Source organism: Dactylosporangium sp. CA-152071, from assembly GCF_050936335.1.
GTDB lineage: Bacteria > Actinomycetota > Actinomycetes > Mycobacteriales > Micromonosporaceae > Dactylosporangium > Dactylosporangium maewongense.
Genome location: NZ_JBNJMZ010000001.1, coordinates 1,104,305 through 1,119,595 on the forward strand (window position 1 = coordinate 1,104,305; position 15,291 = coordinate 1,119,595).

At 70.4% G+C, this 15,291-nt stretch carries 16 protein-coding genes; 10 read left to right on the forward strand and 6 right to left on the reverse strand.

All coding sequences use genetic code 11. The features are described 5' to 3' along the window. Positions 1-70 precede the first annotated feature (70 nt). Positions 71-949 carry a TIGR03619 family F420-dependent LLM class oxidoreductase gene (locus ACQEVZ_RS04405; RefSeq protein WP_344510895.1) on the forward strand — a complete coding sequence of 293 codons (879 nt, stop codon included), beginning with the start codon at positions 71-73 and terminating at the stop codon, positions 947-949. A gap of 50 nt (positions 950-999) precedes the next feature. Here ACQEVZ_RS04405 and ACQEVZ_RS04410 read toward each other — a convergent pair whose 3' ends face one another. From ACQEVZ_RS04410 to ACQEVZ_RS04420, 3 genes are read right to left on the reverse strand one after another with little or no spacing between them, the layout of a single operon-like run. Next, positions 1,000-1,830: an SDR family NAD(P)-dependent oxidoreductase gene (locus ACQEVZ_RS04410; protein WP_344510897.1), complete on the reverse strand. Its 831-nt coding sequence runs from the start codon at positions 1,828-1,830 to the stop codon at positions 1,000-1,002. Beyond that, entirely contained in the window at positions 1,827-2,303 is a 477-nt protein-coding gene (locus ACQEVZ_RS04415; protein ID WP_344510899.1) for a nuclear transport factor 2 family protein, read from the reverse strand. Before ACQEVZ_RS04415 ends, ACQEVZ_RS04410 begins: the two co-directional genes overlap by 4 nt. After that, positions 2,300-3,223 (reverse strand): NAD-dependent epimerase/dehydratase family protein, encoded by a 924-nt coding sequence (locus ACQEVZ_RS04420; RefSeq protein ID WP_344510901.1) that lies wholly within the window; start codon positions 3,221-3,223, stop codon positions 2,300-2,302. The genes ACQEVZ_RS04415 and ACQEVZ_RS04420 overlap by 4 nt, the downstream gene beginning before the upstream one ends. A gap of 293 nt (positions 3,224-3,516) precedes the next feature. On the opposite strand from ACQEVZ_RS04420, the gene ACQEVZ_RS04425 reads away from it, so the two are divergent. Both ACQEVZ_RS04425 and ACQEVZ_RS04430 read left to right on the forward strand, forming a co-directional pair. Beyond that, a complete protein-coding gene (locus ACQEVZ_RS04425; RefSeq protein WP_433361571.1) occupies positions 3,517-4,167 on the forward strand; it encodes a hypothetical protein in 651 nt (216 codons plus the stop codon). 5 nt (positions 4,168-4,172) lie between these two features. Next, on the forward strand, positions 4,173-4,583 hold the full coding sequence (locus ACQEVZ_RS04430; protein ID WP_433361574.1) for a hypothetical protein: 411 nt from the start codon (positions 4,173-4,175) through the stop codon (positions 4,581-4,583). Positions 4,584-4,596: 13 nt separating this feature from the next. Here the strand turns inward: ACQEVZ_RS04430 and ACQEVZ_RS04435 are convergent, their stop codons facing one another. Both ACQEVZ_RS04435 and ACQEVZ_RS04440 read right to left on the reverse strand, forming a co-directional pair. Next, on the reverse strand, positions 4,597-6,408 hold the full coding sequence (locus ACQEVZ_RS04435) for a prolyl oligopeptidase family serine peptidase (protein WP_433361577.1): 1,812 nt from the start codon (positions 6,406-6,408) through the stop codon (positions 4,597-4,599). Then, positions 6,405-7,763 (reverse strand): M20/M25/M40 family metallo-hydrolase, encoded by a 1,359-nt coding sequence (locus ACQEVZ_RS04440; protein ID WP_354894737.1) that lies wholly within the window; start codon positions 7,761-7,763, stop codon positions 6,405-6,407. Before ACQEVZ_RS04440 ends, ACQEVZ_RS04435 begins: the two co-directional genes overlap by 4 nt. 127 nt (positions 7,764-7,890) lie before the next feature. Here ACQEVZ_RS04440 and ACQEVZ_RS04445 point away from each other — a divergent pair, with 127 nt between their 5' ends. The 7 genes from ACQEVZ_RS04445 (at position 7,891) to ACQEVZ_RS04475 (ending at position 14,474) form a co-directional block, all read left to right on the forward strand. Then, entirely contained in the window at positions 7,891-8,505 is a 615-nt protein-coding gene (locus ACQEVZ_RS04445) for a TetR/AcrR family transcriptional regulator (RefSeq protein ID WP_344510909.1), read from the forward strand. Between the two features lie 213 nt (positions 8,506-8,718). Beyond that, on the forward strand, positions 8,719-10,593 hold the full coding sequence (locus tag ACQEVZ_RS04450) for a DUF4118 domain-containing protein (protein WP_433361581.1): 1,875 nt from the start codon (positions 8,719-8,721) through the stop codon (positions 10,591-10,593). Positions 10,594-10,642: 49 nt separating this feature from the next. Continuing rightward, the gene (locus ACQEVZ_RS04455; protein ID WP_433361584.1) at positions 10,643-11,455 is read left to right on the forward strand and encodes a hypothetical protein; all 813 of its coding nucleotides are present in this window, start codon (positions 10,643-10,645) and stop codon (positions 11,453-11,455) included. Between the two features lie 124 nt (positions 11,456-11,579). After that, entirely contained in the window at positions 11,580-11,741 is a 162-nt protein-coding gene (locus tag ACQEVZ_RS04460; protein WP_433361587.1) for a hypothetical protein, read from the forward strand. Next, positions 11,741-12,376 carry a HEAT repeat domain-containing protein gene (locus tag ACQEVZ_RS04465; protein WP_433361590.1) on the forward strand — a complete coding sequence of 212 codons (636 nt, stop codon included), beginning with the start codon at positions 11,741-11,743 and terminating at the stop codon, positions 12,374-12,376. Before ACQEVZ_RS04460 ends, ACQEVZ_RS04465 begins: the two co-directional genes overlap by 1 nt. A gap of 292 nt (positions 12,377-12,668) precedes the next feature. Continuing rightward, complete coding sequence (locus tag ACQEVZ_RS04470; RefSeq protein WP_433361593.1) at positions 12,669-13,298, forward strand: hypothetical protein; 630 nt, start codon at positions 12,669-12,671, stop codon at positions 13,296-13,298. Positions 13,299-13,754: 456 nt separating this feature from the next. Further along, a complete protein-coding gene (locus ACQEVZ_RS04475) occupies positions 13,755-14,474 on the forward strand; it encodes a hypothetical protein (RefSeq protein ID WP_433361596.1) in 720 nt (239 codons plus the stop codon). Between the two features lie 35 nt (positions 14,475-14,509). Here the strand turns inward: ACQEVZ_RS04475 and ACQEVZ_RS04480 are convergent, their stop codons facing one another. Then, entirely contained in the window at positions 14,510-15,052 is a 543-nt protein-coding gene (locus ACQEVZ_RS04480; RefSeq protein WP_433361599.1) for a hypothetical protein, read from the reverse strand. Positions 15,053-15,291: the final 239 nt, after the last annotated feature.

Sequence of the window (15,291 nt, forward strand, 5' to 3'; positions counted from 1 at the left end):
GCGGAGGGCTGCGAATCATGGGCGCAGGGTGGAGCTCAGGCCGACGCCGGAGCGCAGCGCAGGTGACGGCATGAGCGTCGTGCGCATCGGCCTCAGCTCCCCGGTCCTGGCCGACTCCGGGCCCCGCCCCGCATGGGAGGCCGAGGCCGGGGTCGCCGAGCTGCGGGAGGTCTTCACGACCGCCGACCGGCTCGGGTTCGAGTTCTTCACCTGCCCGGAGCACGTCAGCGTGCCACCGGGGTTGGCCCGGGGTGAGCGCTTCTACGACCCGGTCGCGACGTTCTCCTACCTCGCGGCGATCACCGAGCGGATCCGCTTCCTGCCGTACGTGCTCGTGCTCGGGCTGCACCATCCGCTCGAGCTGGCCAAGCGGTACGGCACCCTGGACCACCTCAGCGGGGGGCGGGTCATCCTTGGCGTGGGCGTCGGCAACCTCGAGGAGGAGTTCGCGCTGCTCGCTCGCCCCTTCGCCGATCGCGGAGCACGGGCGGACGACGCCCTGCGGGCCCTGCGGGCGTCGCTGTCGGTGCGGCTCGCGACCTACCACGGGGAGTACTACGACTTCACCGAGCAGGTCATCAGCCCGCACGCGGTCCAGGAGAAGGTCCCGATCTGGGTCGGGGGTCACAGCAAGCGAGCGCTGCGCCGCGCGGTCACCCTGGCCGACGGGTGGGCACCGGCCCCGGTGACGTATCGCGGTCCGGACCTGGAGACCTTGCCGCGGATGCTCGCCGAGCACGACCTGCCGGACGGGTTCGACGTCGTCATCACGCCTCCGGCCCGTCTCGACCCGATCGGCCGCCCGGAGGCCGCGCTGGACCTCATCGGCCGGATCGGCGAGGCGGGGGCGACCGTGGTCAACCTCGTCGTGCGGCACCGCGAGCTGGCTGAGTACCTCGACCAGCTCGCGGCGGCAGCTGATCTCTTCGGCCTCGACCGCCGCGACTGAGCACGGCCCCGTGCGCCCGGACTCCTGCGTGGGTCCGGGCGCACCCACGATCAGGCCTCGTTGGGCATGTTCGACCAGCCCTTGCGGTCCACCCGCGCGTACCAGCCCGAGGCGGCCAGGGTCCCTCCGTCGACGGGGATCGTGTGCCCGGTGACGAAACGGGCGTCGTCACTGGCGAGGAACTCCACGACGGCGGCGTAGTCGTCGGGCGCACCGAAGCGTCCGACGGGGATCCACGTGCGGATGAGCTCCGGGTCACGGCCGCGCAGCATCGCCGCCGCCGGCGTCTGCGGCGTGTCGGCGAGGTCGGGCGCGATCGCGTTGACCCGCACCCCGTGCCCGGCGACCTCCACAGCGAGGCTCTTGGTGAAGGCGCTGACCCCGGCGTTGTAGGCGGAGTACGGGGCGCACGCCGGGATACCCCGGAAGGCCTCGACGGTCGAGTTGTTGATGATGGCACCACGGCCTCGCTCGACCATGCCGGGCAGCAGCGCATGGGTCATCGCGAGCACGTGCCACAGGTTGATCTCGTAGAGCGCCTGCCACTGCTGCGGGGTCGAGTGCAGGAAGGTCTTGGCGGCTGGGCGGAAGTCGCCGACGTTGTTGACGAGCACGTCGACCCGCCCCGAGTCGAGGGCCGAAGCGGCGGCGACCGCGGCGGCGACACCGTCAGCGGTGCGCACGTCGGCGAGGAGGATCTCGACCTTGCCGCCGGTGCCGCGGATGTCGGCGGCGGTGTCGGCGGCGGCCTCGGCGTCGATGTCGACGAGGACGACGTGGGCACCCGCGGCGGCGAGACGGCGGGAGATGCCGCCGCCGATGCCGAGGGCACCGCCGGTGACGACCGCGATCTGGTCCTCGAGCCTGCGGCTGGCGCTCATCTGCCGGCTCCTTCCTCGTCGGCCCTGGTCACGGAGACCCGGTGGCGTTCGATCCAGTTGATGGTCACCGCACGGCGCGTGAAGGCCCATCCTTCGTCGGTGCGCGCGTACTCGTCGTCGTAGTGCAGGAACCAGACGAGGTCCGAGTGCCCTTCGCGACCGGGCAGCAGGTGGTGGGCCGTGCCGCGGACCCGGCCACGGGCCCCGGCCGGCGTCGGAAGGTAGCGCGCCCCGGCCACGACGTGGGTCGTGGCCAGGGTGCCGGCGAGTGCCCCGAGCGCGGCCACGACAGCGGGGCGGCCGACGTGGGACACGTGGGGAGCGAGGTGGGCCGGCGGGTCGGGGACGACGAGGACGCCGTCCGGGACGAAAAGCGCGCCGACCGCGGCCGCGTCACGATCGTCGGCGGCCGCGGCATACGTCTCCGACAACGCCCGCAGCGCGGCGAGGTCGGCCGCGTCGAGCCTGCTCACGCCGCAGGGGCGGTCGCCGCGCGCACGACCTGGACGAGTTCGGCGACGGCCCGCTCGCAGTCGCCGCGGGTGTAGCCGAGCAGCGCGGTCTCGGCCGGATCGGGTTCGTAGGCAAGGACGTTGCCGCGGCCCTGGACGATCATCGAGTCGGGCATGAAGGGGTGCGGCTCGTCGAGTTCGGCGATGGTGCGGTTGCCCCCGGCCGCGTCGACGAGCAACTGGAAGAACTGCGCGAACGTGAGGTTGGCGTCACCGACGAGGTACGCCGCGCCGGCCGCGCCGCGGTCGAGCGCGCCGCCGATCGCCTCGGCCAGGGACCGGGCCGACAGGTAGTTCGTGCCGCCGGCCGGTGCGTGGTCGGGGATCTGCGGCTCGTTGCCGGCCGCCCAGGACACCATGCGGCGGTACCGCTTGGCCGTGACGCCGGGGATGGCACCGATGATCGAGGGCGGGTTGAGAGCGCAGACCGTGAAGGAGTCGTCGGCCAGCGCCCGGGCGCCCTCGTCGGCGGCGCGGCGGGCCGCGACGTAGGCGTTCGAGTCGGCCAGGTCGGGTCGCAGGTGGTGGTAGTAGCTGCCGACCTGGACGAAGCGGGAGACGCCCGCGCGCTTGGCGAGCGCGGCGAAGGCCGGCACGCCCACACTCTGGGTCTCCTGCCAGAACTGCGTCTCGTCGACGTCGCGGGGCAGGTGGCGCACGTCCTGCCCGGCGGCGAAGACGACCGCGTCGAAGGGGGCGAGCTCCTCCCGGGTGAAGGTCTGGCGGGTGTAGTCCCCGCGCAAGACGGGCAGGCCGGCGACGGGCGAGTCCGCATCGACCGCCCCTCGGGCGGCGACGGTGACGTCGTCTCCCCGATCTCGCAGGTAGAGGGCAGTGTGGACCCCGATCATGCCGGTTCCACCAACCACGAGCACCTTCATCGTGAGGTCTCCTTGCGTAGTGAGGCGACTCCCCGGCGCGAATCAGGGAGCCAGCACGGCTTCTGAGCCTACCAATCAAGCGATAGGTTGGTACCCACGAGAGCACGGCTTTTGACTTGGCGGGCATCAGGGGTCCCTGGGTCGCGCCATGCCCGATCCCACCGCACGGGCTACGCGGCGTCGGCGACCGCCGCCGCAGGATCAACGAACGCACCGCCGACCGCACCCGCGTCCGCCAACCCCTGCTACCGGTCTTGGTCGCCCACGTCGACGCACGTCACGACCACGCCCGCGTGTCGCTCAACGGCACCAACAAGTCCGAGGCGGCGATCCGGCTGGCGATCGAGCGTGGCGTGCGGATCACGCTCGACAGTCCCGGCGAGGTCGCAACGGTCCTGGCACTGACCAGCAGCGGGAGCCGGCCGGCCCTCGTGCGGTTGCGGCTTCGTCCGGGCGGCGAAACGCTCGCCGGGCCGAGCGACTTCTCCGACCGTGGCGAGTCCATCGCCGGGCTCGCCGCGGCGTACCGCCCAGGTTTCGCCCTGGCGGACGCCGAACGGGCGGCGCGTTCGATCGTGGACTCGGGCAGCGTGCGCCTTGTCGGGACCCATGTACACCTCGGCCGGCACACCACGAGCCTGTCGACCTGGTCCGGCGTGGTCAGCGATCATGTTCGCCAGATCGCGCGGATCTCAGCCGTCTGCGGCGGTTGGCGGCCGGCGAGATCGACCTCGGCGGTGGATACGCGGAGCGCGGCAGTCCCGTCGGACAAGCGATCGCGGGTCGCGGAGCCGCGCCGGAGCCGCCGTCGCCGGAGCGGTACACACAGGTCATCGCACAGGCCCTGCGTGCCGGCCTGCGGCAACACGGCTTCGACAGCAAAGGCGTCGCGCTCCAACTGGAGCCCGGACGGGCCGTCTACGGGCCGGCCGGCGTCCACCTGACGCGGGTGGTCAGCGTCCGGCGTTCACCCGAGCGTCCCGATCGGCGGTGGGTGGAGCTGGACACGACGGAACAGTTCCTCGCCGATGTGGTGCTGGAGCACGCCCGCTATCCCTTCGTCCTCGCCGGTCGCGGGTCGGCGGCCCCGGGCGTGCCGGCCGACCTGACCGGATCCAGCTGCGGGTTCGACATCATCGCCGCCGGCGTCACCGTGCCGGAGGACGTCGCGCCCGGCGATCTCGTCGCGCTGCTCAACACCGGCGCCTACGTCGAGACGCAGACGGCGAACTTCAACGCGTTTCCCCGGCCCGCGACGGTGCTGGTCAGCGGTGATCTCGTCGAGGTGATCCGCCGGGCCGAGACCCCGGCGGAGGTGTTCGCCCGTGACCGGGTCCCCGCCCGGCTGACGGGCCGCTGACCCGGCTTCTTGCTCAGCCGCCGACGGCGGTCCGGGCGAAGGCGATCGCTCGTTCGAGGTGCGCGAGGTGCCCGCCCTCGTCGCCGAACCCGTGGCCGCCTTCGAACCAGTGCAGCTCGCACGGGTGGTTGCGAGCGGCGAGCCGTTCGGCGTACGCGACGACCTGTCCCGGAGGCGTGCGGGTGTCGCTGCTGCCCTGCCACAACAGGATCGGTGCGCGGACCTCGTCGACGTACGTGAGCGGGGAACGCTCACGGTAGAGGTCGCCGTGGGTCTCGGGCGGCCCGCCGAAGAGCATCTCGTCGAGGCGCCGCATCGCCAGCGGGCTGTCGTGGTGGGTCAGCTCCCAGTCGGCGAGGACGACCTCCCCGATGCCCGCGGCCCACAGCTCCGGTTGCCGTCCGAGCGCATAGAGCACGAGGAACCCGCCGTAGGACTCGCCGTTGATGAGGATCTGACCGGCGGCCGAGATTCCCTCGTCGACGAGCCACCTGTGCGCGGCGGCGAGGTCTTCGAGCTCCCAGCGGCCGACGTCTCCGTGGATCTGCTCCTCGAACGCGCGGCCCCGCCCTGACGAGCCGCGATAGTTCACCGTGAGAAAGGCGAAGCCGTGGTCGACCCAGGCTTGGGCGGCGGGTGTGAACTCGTCGGCGACGCAGATGTGCGGGCCGCCGTGACAGTGCACGACCGCCGGGAACGGGCCGGTGCCGGTCGGGCGGGCGAGCCATCCCTGGATCTGCGTACCGTCGCTCGACGGGAACACGACGTGCTCGAAACCGGCGCGGTCCGGCGAACCGTCTCCACCGAGCACCACCCGGTGCCGGGACGGCGCGTGCCAGGCGATCAGCGTGAGCGGGGACATTCCGTGCTCGTGGGACGCGAGCACCGTGCCGTCAGTGCCGAACTGCGACGTGCGCAGGTATGGCGAGCGGAAACTGCCGGCCGGGAGGTCGAGTCGCTCCCGTTCGCCGGTCAGGACGTCGACGCGCTCGAGCCACTGGGCGGCGAGCAGTTCGAGGCAGAGCAGGACGTGGCGCCCGTCCGGTGACCAGTCGAGCGGGACCACCGTCGCCGTGGTCTCCTCGAGGAGCTCGACGGTGGTGTCGCTGACGGGATCCCAGATGAGGACGCCCGACCGGTCGCCGGCTCGCTGCGTCGCGACAAGCACCCGCTGATCGCCCGGGTGCGGCGAGCAGCAGACGGCGGTGGCCGCGCCGGGCGACGGCAGCATGAGGCGTCCGACGACCGCGCCGGTCACGGTGTCGTACGCGGTGACGGCGAAACGCCGGGTGCCGGGCGCGTGGTCGGTGGTGTCGAGCGTGGCGACCGTGCCGTCGGCCGAGATCCGGCAGTTCCACGCCTCGTGCACGGTGCGGACGACGCGCCGGGGCGAGGTCGCGGGCGTGCCACGGGCGGGGAGACAGACCAGGTCGTAGCCCTCGTCGGTGACGATGTCGAGCACGAACGTTTCGCCGTCCGCGCTCACGTCCGCACCGCGCAGCGTGTAGTCGGGCAGGCCCGGCGTCATGTCCTCGATCACGCTCGGGTCGCCGGGCAGCACGCGATGGACGTGCCCGAGCTCGTTGCCTCCGTCGTCGGCGAGGAAGAACGCGGAGGTCGCGTCGGCGGCGACCCACGCCGAGTCGATGAACCCGTCGGTGGGCACGCCGATCCGGCGGACCTCCCCGGTGGTGAAGTCGCACGCCGCGAGCTCGAGCCCGTGCTCGTCCTGCAGCGCCGCAAGCCCCCGCGACCGCGTGGCCTTCGCCACCTGTACCCACCTGAGGCGGGGCGCGAGGAAGCCCTGCCGCCAGTCGCCGGTCATCGGACCCTCACCCTCGACAGCTCGGACAGCAGCGCCGCGGCGATCTTCGGCGCCGACAGGTACCGATGCAGCTCGATGTTCTCGTTGGGAGCGTGGTTGGCCTCGTCGGCGTTGGCGAACGGCACGCCGATCGACGGCACGCCGAGGATCTTCGTGAACACGTAGTCCGGAAGGCTGCCGCCCATGGCCGGCACGAGGTACGGATCCTCGCCGTGCACGAGTCGCAATGCCCGTCGGATCGGTTCGACGAACGCCGAGTCGAGGTCCGTGCGGGACGGCTCCATCGCCGCGCGCAGCGTGCAGCGCACATCAGGGGCGTGGCGCCGCACGTGGTCGGCGATGCGTTCGTACGTGGTGTCGACCGTCATCGCGTCGACCAGCCGGACGTCGCAGACGGCTCGCGCCATGGCCGGGATCACCGCGCGGTCCCCGCCCGAGGCGCCGGTCTCGAACCGGCTGATCGTGAGGGTCGGATGTGCCGCGAGACGGTCGTAGAACGGCCGCTCGGCGGGTTCGTCCCAGCGGCCGATGCCGAGGGCGGCAAGCTGTTCGTCGTCGACGGGCAGGGCTTCGAGCGCGCGTGCCTCGGCGGCGCTGAGGGGTGTCACGTCGTCGGTGAAGCCGTCGATCGTGACCAGCCCATGGGCGTTCTTCATCGACGCGAGCAGGTGCACCAGCTCCCAGGCGGGATTCGGCCCGACCCCGCCCCAGTTCCCCGAGTGCAGGTCGATGGCCGCGCCATGCGCGATCAGCTCGAACTGGACGATTCCGCGCACTCCGAAGTTCATCGTCGCGCGTCCGCTCTCGTGCACCGGGCCGTCGCTCCAGACGACGAGATCGCAGGCAAGGAGTTCCGCGTTGCGGCGGACCAGATCGGCGAGGTTCGGGCTGCCGACCTCCTCCTCACCGTCCAGCAGCAGGGTGACGTTGCAGGGCGGCGAGCCATGAAGACGGATCCATGACTCGATGGCCAGGAGGTGGGCGAGATGCTGACCCTTGTTGTCGGCGGTGCCGCGACCGTAGACGCGACCGCCGTGCACCGTCGTCCTGAACGGATCGAACAGCCAGTCGCCGGCGCTGCCCGCGGGCTGCACGTCGTAGTGACCGTAGATCAGCACGCGGGGCGCGTCGTCGACCCGCGGCCCGCGCAGCAGCAAGGCGGGCTGACCGCCGGTCTCCAGCAGCGCCGTCTCGAGGCCCCAGGCAGCCGCGCGGCCGCGGATGTGCTCGGCCGCTTCACGCACGCCCCGGTCCTCGGAGCTGACCGAAGGAATCGAGACGTACCGGTCGAGCTCGTCGAGGTGGACGTCGTGACGTTGGTCGAGGTCGATGAGCACGCTCTGGAGATCAGTCACCGTCGGCACACCTCCACGGGTTGAGTCGTGGAGTGGACTCTAAATCTCCTCTCAACTACAGTCAATGTTCCGTTGCGACCGAAGGATTTACTCGACCGCGAGTTCGTTTCGATTCGACAGGATGGGCATGGAAGAAGCTGGCCTGCGCGAGAGGCAGAAGCAGTTGCGCCGGCTCGCCGTGCTGGATGCGGCGCGTCAGCTGTTCGCGGAGCGCGGGGTCGACATGACGACGATCGAGGAGATCGCCGGGCGCGCCGTGGTCTCCCCCGCCACGATCTACAACTACTTCGTCTCCAAGAACGACCTTCTCGTCGCGCTGTTCGAGCATGAGTGGTCCGACGTCGAGGTCCGGCTTGCGAAGATCACGGTGCGGGCGGGTGACGACGCGGCCACCGCGATGACCCGGTTCGTCGAGGGGTACAACCGCATCGACGAGTCGTTCGGACCCCCTCAACTGTGGCGGCAGCTGATCGCGGCGTCGTTCACCGCGTCGGCCGAGGTGCGCACGTCCTACCAGCAGATCAGCGACCGCTTCGAAACCATCCTGGCCGAACGCCTGCGGCACCTCGTCACAGCCGGCCTACTGCGCCCCGACACCGACATCGAGGCGCTCGCCCGGTCGCTCAGCGCCATCGCCGACGCCGACTTCCACCACCGGGTGCGCGTCCGCGAACGCTGGACGCGAACGGCCTCGGACCTTCTTCGGCGACAGATCCGCCAGATCCTGCAAACCTCGACCTGAGGCACGAGACCAGCGCCGTGTATCGGGGCTCCACGCGGCCGGTCGCGCGTCGGCCCGATCGGGGCGGTCGTCGCGGCAGCGTCGTTCCGGCTCAACCAGTACATCCGCGGCGCCACGGTTGTGCCGGTTGGCCCGGCGCACACGGGTAGATCGGCCACCCGGCACCGACACCGGCGGTGAGCTGGAGCGAGTGAGTCGAGCTAGGTTTGGAGGGTGCGCGTCGGTTCGCGGTCACGGCTGGTGCGGCTGGCACCCCCGTCCCGCGCGGTCGGGATCACCGTCGCCGCTCTGATGATCGCGGTGGAGACGGTTCTGCTCTACCCGCTGCGATCGATCGTGACACCGCTGTCACCGGGCATCATCTACATCATCGGCGTGCTGGTAGCCGCGATGGTGTGGGGGATGTGGCTGGGCATCGTCACAGCGGTGGCGAGTTCGCTCGCCTTCGTGGTCTTCCACGTCCCGCCCTTCGGCAGGATCGCCGTCTCGAACGCGCAGCAGCTGGCCGAGGTGTTGGCCTTCTTCGTCGTCGCGATGGCCACGAGCGTCATCGCGAACGTGTTCCGGCTGCGGATCGTGCAGGCGGAGGAGTCCGACCTCACCGCCGACATGGCCCGGCTGCTGCTACACGCGAACGACCTTCCCGGCGTCCTGCCCAAGGTCGCGCAACGCATCGCGGAGACGCTTGAGCTGCCGGATGCCGTCATCGATCGCGGCACCGTCGCCGGCGACGACCGGTACTGGGCGTTTCCACTGCGTGTCGGCGCCACCTCGCTGGGCACCCTCCGCGTGCCGCGCGGGGTGCCCGAGCCGACCGTACAGCGCCTGCGGGAGCGCGTCGCGCCGTCGCTCGCGTCCCTGCTGCAGGCCGGGCACGAACGCGTGGCCATGGTGGACTCGTTGAAGGCGAGCCGGAAGCAACTGCGCCGGCTGGCCACCGAGCAGGCCGCGTTGCGGCGGGTGGCGACGCTCGTGGCGCGAGGCGGCCAGCCACCCGAGGTCTTCGAGGCGATCACCACGGAGCTGCACCGGCTCCTGGCCAAGAACACCCTGCAGGATCAGTACACGACGTGGCTGCTTCGCTACGAGGCCGAGGGCATGGTCACCGTCGTGTCGGCCAGCCTCGCCGATCTGCAGCCCGAGCAGACGCACTGGTCGTCCGAGGGCCAGAACGTCCTGGCACTGGTATGGGACACGGGCCGGGCCGCCCGGATGGACAGCTTCGAGGGTGCCATCGGCCCAGCCGCCGCGCTGGCACGAGAGCTGGGCATCCGCTCCGCGGTCGGGGTCCCGATCATTGTCCAAGGGCAGCTGTGGGGCGTGGCCGCCGTCGCGTCGAACCGGCCCAGTCCACTGCCACCCGGCACGGAGCAGCGCGTCGCGAACTTCGTGGACCTCGCCGCCACCGCGATCGCCAACGCCGACAGCCGGGCCGAACTCGTCGCATCGCGCGCCCGTCTGGTCGCCGCCGCGGACCAGGCGCGCCAGCGGATCGAGCGCGACCTGCACGACAGCGCACTGCAGCAGGCCATCGGCATCGGGCTGCGGCTGGGCCTGGTGCAGGCCGGCCTGCCGCCCGAGCTGGAGCAGACCAGAGCGGAGCTTTCGAGCGCCGTACACGGCCTGAACAACGTCGTGGACAACATGCGAGAGATCTCGCGGGGCATCCATCCGACGCTGCTCGCCGCGGGCGGGCTACAGCCCGCGATCAGGTCGCTCGCCCGCAAGTCGCCGGTACCGGTCGAACTGGACACCCACGCCGACGGGCGCCTGCCGCCAGTCGTCGAGATCGCCGCCTACCACGTCGTCTCCGAGGCGCTGACGAACTCGGCCAAACACGCCCACGCCACCGTCGTGCACCTGCGGGCGGCCACCCAGGACGGCACCCTGCGCGTATCCATCCGCGACGACGGTGTCGGCGGCGCCGACCCCGGTCACGGATCCGGCCTCACCGAACTGCGGGACCGAGTCGAAGCGCTGGGCGGACAACTGACCATCACCAGCCCCACCAACGGCGGCACCACGCTTCAGGCCACCATCCCGGTCGCGCCCCCGGAGTTCAGCCCGCTCGGCGTTCGGCCTTCCTGAGAAGCACACCGCCATCCTCGCGGGCGCGGCACGCATGCATAATGCCCGTGTGTCGCATGCTGACCTGACCGTGGACGCGTGGCTGGCCCTGTCAGCCGACGCGGCCGAGCGGACCGCGGCCGCCATCGCCCGCGACGTCGACGCCGAATTGCTCAGTGTCGCGGCATGCAGCTATGCCGGGCGGGCCGGTCGGGTTGCGCTGTTCGAGCGCGACGGCTTCCGGTTCGCCCTGGTGCCGGGCGGAACGGTGCACGTCGGCCACGACCCCGACCGTTTCGTGCCCACCCGCCGCCAGTTGGACGACTTCGCCGAGGCCGTCGACCTGTACTCGGTGCCCGCGCCGATCCACCGGTTCCTGGCCGAGGCGTTGTCGCCGCCGCGCCGGGCGGAACGGCCGGCGCGGCTGGTCGCCGTCCGGTCGGTCGACGCCGACACGCTGCTGACCGCCGAACACGACGGAACCGACGACCACGACTCGGTCATGGCGCGGCTGGCCTGGCGAGGTCTGCGGCCGCCCACGCCGGACGAGTGGGAGCACGACTGCGGTGCGGGAGCGACCACGCTGTTCCGATGGGGTGACGAGTATCCCGACGGCGAACCGTACGGCGACGTGCCGCTGATCCAGCAGCCGAACTTCTTCGGACTCGTCATCGGCGACGACCCGTACCGGGCGGAGTTCACGACCGACCCGTCCGTGCTCTGCGGCGGCGACGGTGGCAGCGCGCTCTGCGGCGGGTCCGGAGCGTTCCTGTCCTGGGTAACGCTGGCCACCGCCTACCGCGACGCGACGCTGGCCGAAGTCGTCTACGACGGCTCCCTCGTCGGCGAGACACCGCTGCGTCCGGTCCTGCCACTGCCCTGACCAGCGTTCGGGGGCATCACGCTGCCATCGCCGGCTCGGAGCGCGGTCACGCAGATGGCATGATCAGCGTGAACGCCTCACGTCAGGCGTTGATCCTCTGTCGGAGTATTCGGGAGGCGTGCAGATGACGCTCGCTGAGGTGTTTCGTCATGTCGAGACACTGGACGGTGACCCGTGGCCGTCAGTGCATGCGCTGGCCATGAGCGGAGACCGCTCGCTGGTCCCGCCCGTCCAGGCCGCGCTGGAACGGTATCTCGACGAGGACGACTGGTACGGCCGGGATTAATGGTGTACATCCTGGCCGGCCTTCGCGGGGTTGCCGCGTTCCCGCTGCTGCTGCGCGCCTTCGCCCGTCCCCTGCGCGGCGACGACCGCGACAATTTCTGCGCATGGCTGGCCGACATCATGGAGACGGACCCAGCGGCCTGCCGTCCCATCATTCTGTCGTTCATCGCTACCGGGCATCACGACCTGCGCAGTGCCGGGCTATGGGCACTCGGTTATGTTGTCCAGTCCAACGATGTCGAACTGCTGCGAGAGGCGCTGGCCGATCCCGACCCGAGAATCCGTCAAGATGCGCTTGGTGCGCTGTCGAGCCTTAAGGGTGACCGACGCGCCTACGAGCTGGTGCTGTCCGCCGTGCACGATCCGGACGCTTTGACCCGGGAATCCGCGGTCCTGCATCTGCGCTGGTTTGCTGACGCGGCTGCCGTCGAGCACCTGGCACGGCTGATCCAGGATCCCGACGTACGCGTGCGGTCGATACTGGGCGAGACGATCGGCACCCTGGCTGTCGGTACCGATCGTTCGGCAATGGCGGTCGATGCCCTGCTGTCGTTGTTCGCCGACGATGCGCCGCAGGTGCGCGCCGGAGCAGCCCGTGGTCTCGGCATGCTGGGAGCGCTGCCGGCGTTAACCTGATGACCCGCTGGGCGCGACGAACAGATCTTCCGCGGGTGCTCGGGCAAGCCGCAGAACGACGCAATCCGGCAAGGGCAGACCCTGCTGACACATCCCCGACGTCCAGTCAGTCACGGTCAAGTGCGCGGATCTGGCCGCCGTTCGTGCGCGGAGCGACGGACCAGCGCCCGTCACGGTCAGCGACCGGGCTTCGGCGCTGCTCGTGATCGGGAACAAGTAGCCGATGTGCGCGCGTCGGCGCGATGACGAAGACTCAGCTCCGTGGCACGTCGACGAGGTAGTCTCTCGGGTCGTGGCGGTAGAGACTGCTCAGCAGGGTGATGGCCGCCGTCTCGGTCAGGAAGCGATGCGGCGGTTACGGCTCAGGTCCGTCTGTGTGGTCGACCCTGGACTGACGGACTCGGAACTTGACCGGATCGAGCGGAAGTTCGGGTTCCGGTTCGCCGCCGACCACCGCGGCTTCCTGTCCGCAGGACTTCCGGTGAACACCCGGCCCCAGCCACGCGAGCCGGGCGTGATCCATACGCATCCGGAGCCATGGCCCGACTGGCGTAACGGGAAGCGTGACAAGCTGCGCAGCCTGCTGGACTGGCCCCGCAAGGGAGTGCTGTTCGACGTCGAACACAACGGTTTCTGGTACGACGGCTGGGGTTCACGCCCGAGCAGCACCGCATCGGCCGTGGCGACAGCAACGTCGATGCTGGCGCAGGTCCCGAAGATGGTGCCGGTGTACGGGCACCGGTATCTCCCTGGTGAGCCGAGGACCTTTGGTCACCCAGTGCTTTCGATCTGGCAGACCGACATCATCTACTACGGGTTGAACCTCGCCGACTACATCGACCGGAAGTTCGGTCGCCTCGGCCCAGGTGAAGGCTCGTGGGAGCCAGAAGCGAGCGTCGAGTTCTGGCGCGACCTTGTCTGAGCCGTACTCACTCCGGTCGTTTCGTCTGCAGGCATCCGCAATCAGGAACTGCGCGACTTCCGCGCGGCGGGACTGATCTCCGCCACCTGGTCGGGTGCGCATGTTCGCCGCCGTTGGTGCGCGCCCGGCCAGCGCTCATCACGGCAGCGGGCCCGCCTGTCCCGTCGGACAAGGCGCGACGGTCCTGCCAGCGGCACCGCGAATCACCAACCCTGTCTCAGCTGATCGGCTGGGTGCTCGGCGTGCGCGACGCACGCATCACTTCCGCTGAACCGGGGTTTCAGTCGGGGTGCGGCGGTCGGTGAGCAGTTCGACGCAGGCGGCGGTCAGGGTGCCGAGCAGTGCCGCGTCACCGGTTGCGGGCCTCGGTAGTCCGCCGAGAGCTCACCGGCGGGTCGGCGGACCAGATGTGGAAAGGTCGGTGCGCGCGCCGCGCTCGCGTTGACGTGCGCGATCGTGACGGTGGCAGTCACCGGGAACAATGGGCTGATGTCGCAAGCGCACGTCCTTGTCTCCCCATCACCGCTGGGCGCGCGTGCGCAGGAGTTCCTGACCATGCACGCGCGGGTGGCGCCGCTCGAGCCGGGGCCGAGTGATGACGAGTGCCGGGCTGCGATGCGTTCGGTGCTCGGATACAGCGATGAGGGCATCCTGGCCACGTTTCAGCGCATTCAGCATCGATACTCGGGATTGACCTACTTCAGCATGTTTCGTCAAGCCGAGATCCTGTTCGAGCCCACATTCGAGGTCGATCTCGATGGACACGTCGTCTTTGCGTACGCCGTCATGGACGCCACGCCCGACGGCTGCCGCAGTGGATCTGTGCGCCCCGACGAAACGGTGTGGTTCGGCTTCCTGGACCGTGACGCGCCGGCGTTTCCCTCACTCGATCACTTTCTGGAGTGCGACGCCCTGCTCCACCACGCCCACCAACAGCGGCTCCTGTCCACGGAGACACCGCCGGACGCCAATGCCTACCTGACCGCCCTACGTGCCCGTCATCCACGCCTACGGCCGATGAACTCGGCGAGCGGATTCTCGGTGGGGTGGTGGACCGATGATGAGAGGCTCGTGTGCATCAACGGACTCGAGGCGCGGCTGGCGGCCGACGGACATGGCATGAGCCCGGTGCCGACTGTCGTGACGACCTGGCTCATCGACGAATCCTCCCGATAGGAGGTCATCCTCAACGAGCCGCGGCCGCTGCAGGACTACGGCTGCTTCCCCGCCTGCAACCCGTTCGGCCGGGGGTCGGACGCCGGGTCGAGTTGACCGGCCTCCAACGGGCGCGCCGTCCGCGCCGCCCAGAACGGGCGCAGCTGCGGTACCAACGCCGCCAGGTAGGCACGCGCGTCGCCGGGGCCGCGTAGCGGCAGCCTCACGCCCACCGAGAACACCCCCCATGTGTACTCGTCCGGCCCGCACACTTCATCGCAGAACTGCGGATGCCCGGCCCGGAAGTACCCCGCTCCCTCGGCCGTCCAGACCAGCCCCGCACGCCCGTCGTCGGGTGCGATGACGTATCCGTCGCCCTCGACCCCGAAGCCGGTGATCATGCCGAGCCGCCACCCGTCGACCTCGGACTCCGCGACGACCGGAAACCCGTGGTACGCGGGCGCGTCCTCTGGCGGCGCCAGGAACGCAGGCAGCGCCGGATCGATCGTCACGGCATCCTCGTCGACCAGCACCTCTCGGACCACGGGCGGCACTTGCTCCTCCGACACGCCGTCGATCCTCGCACTGACCGACTTCATCGAGCGACGGCATCCTCATCTGGCCGCGATCCGCTCGGCACGCACCTTGGCCTCCGGAAGCCGCGGTGCGCTCGTTGCCGAACGCGCTGCGGGCGCAGGGCCGACAGCTTCGCGCTCGTGTCGACGATCGTGGGCCCGACCAGCTGTCAGCACGAGGCGTCGCGGCGGACGCCGGCGCGGTACCGGAACTCGAGCACGTCCATCGCATGGGGAAGCTTGATGGGCGGATCGGCTTCCCG

Bases quoted from the DNA above. Each gene is read 5' to 3' on its own strand.
- ACQEVZ_RS04405 (WP_344510895.1), top strand. From the start codon at position 71: ATGAGCGTCGTGCGCATCGGCCTCAGCTCCCCGGTCCTGGCCGACTCC.
- ACQEVZ_RS04410 (WP_344510897.1), bottom strand. From the start codon at position 1,830: ATGAGCGCCAGCCGCAGGCTCGAGGACCAGATCGCGGTCGTCACCGGC.
- ACQEVZ_RS04420 (WP_344510901.1), bottom strand. From the start codon at position 3,223: ATGAAGGTGCTCGTGGTTGGTGGAACCGGCATGATCGGGGTCCACACT.
- ACQEVZ_RS04435 (WP_433361577.1), bottom strand. From the start codon at position 6,408: ATGACCGGCGACTGGCGGCAGGGCTTCCTCGCGCCCCGCCTCAGGTGG.
- ACQEVZ_RS04445 (WP_344510909.1), top strand. From the start codon at position 7,891: ATGGAAGAAGCTGGCCTGCGCGAGAGGCAGAAGCAGTTGCGCCGGCTC.
- ACQEVZ_RS04460 (WP_433361587.1), top strand. From the start codon at position 11,580: ATGACGCTCGCTGAGGTGTTTCGTCATGTCGAGACACTGGACGGTGAC.
- ACQEVZ_RS04465 (WP_433361590.1), top strand. From the start codon at position 11,741: ATGGTGTACATCCTGGCCGGCCTTCGCGGGGTTGCCGCGTTCCCGCTG.
- ACQEVZ_RS04480 (WP_433361599.1), bottom strand. From the start codon at position 15,052: ATGAAGTCGGTCAGTGCGAGGATCGACGGCGTGTCGGAGGAGCAAGTG.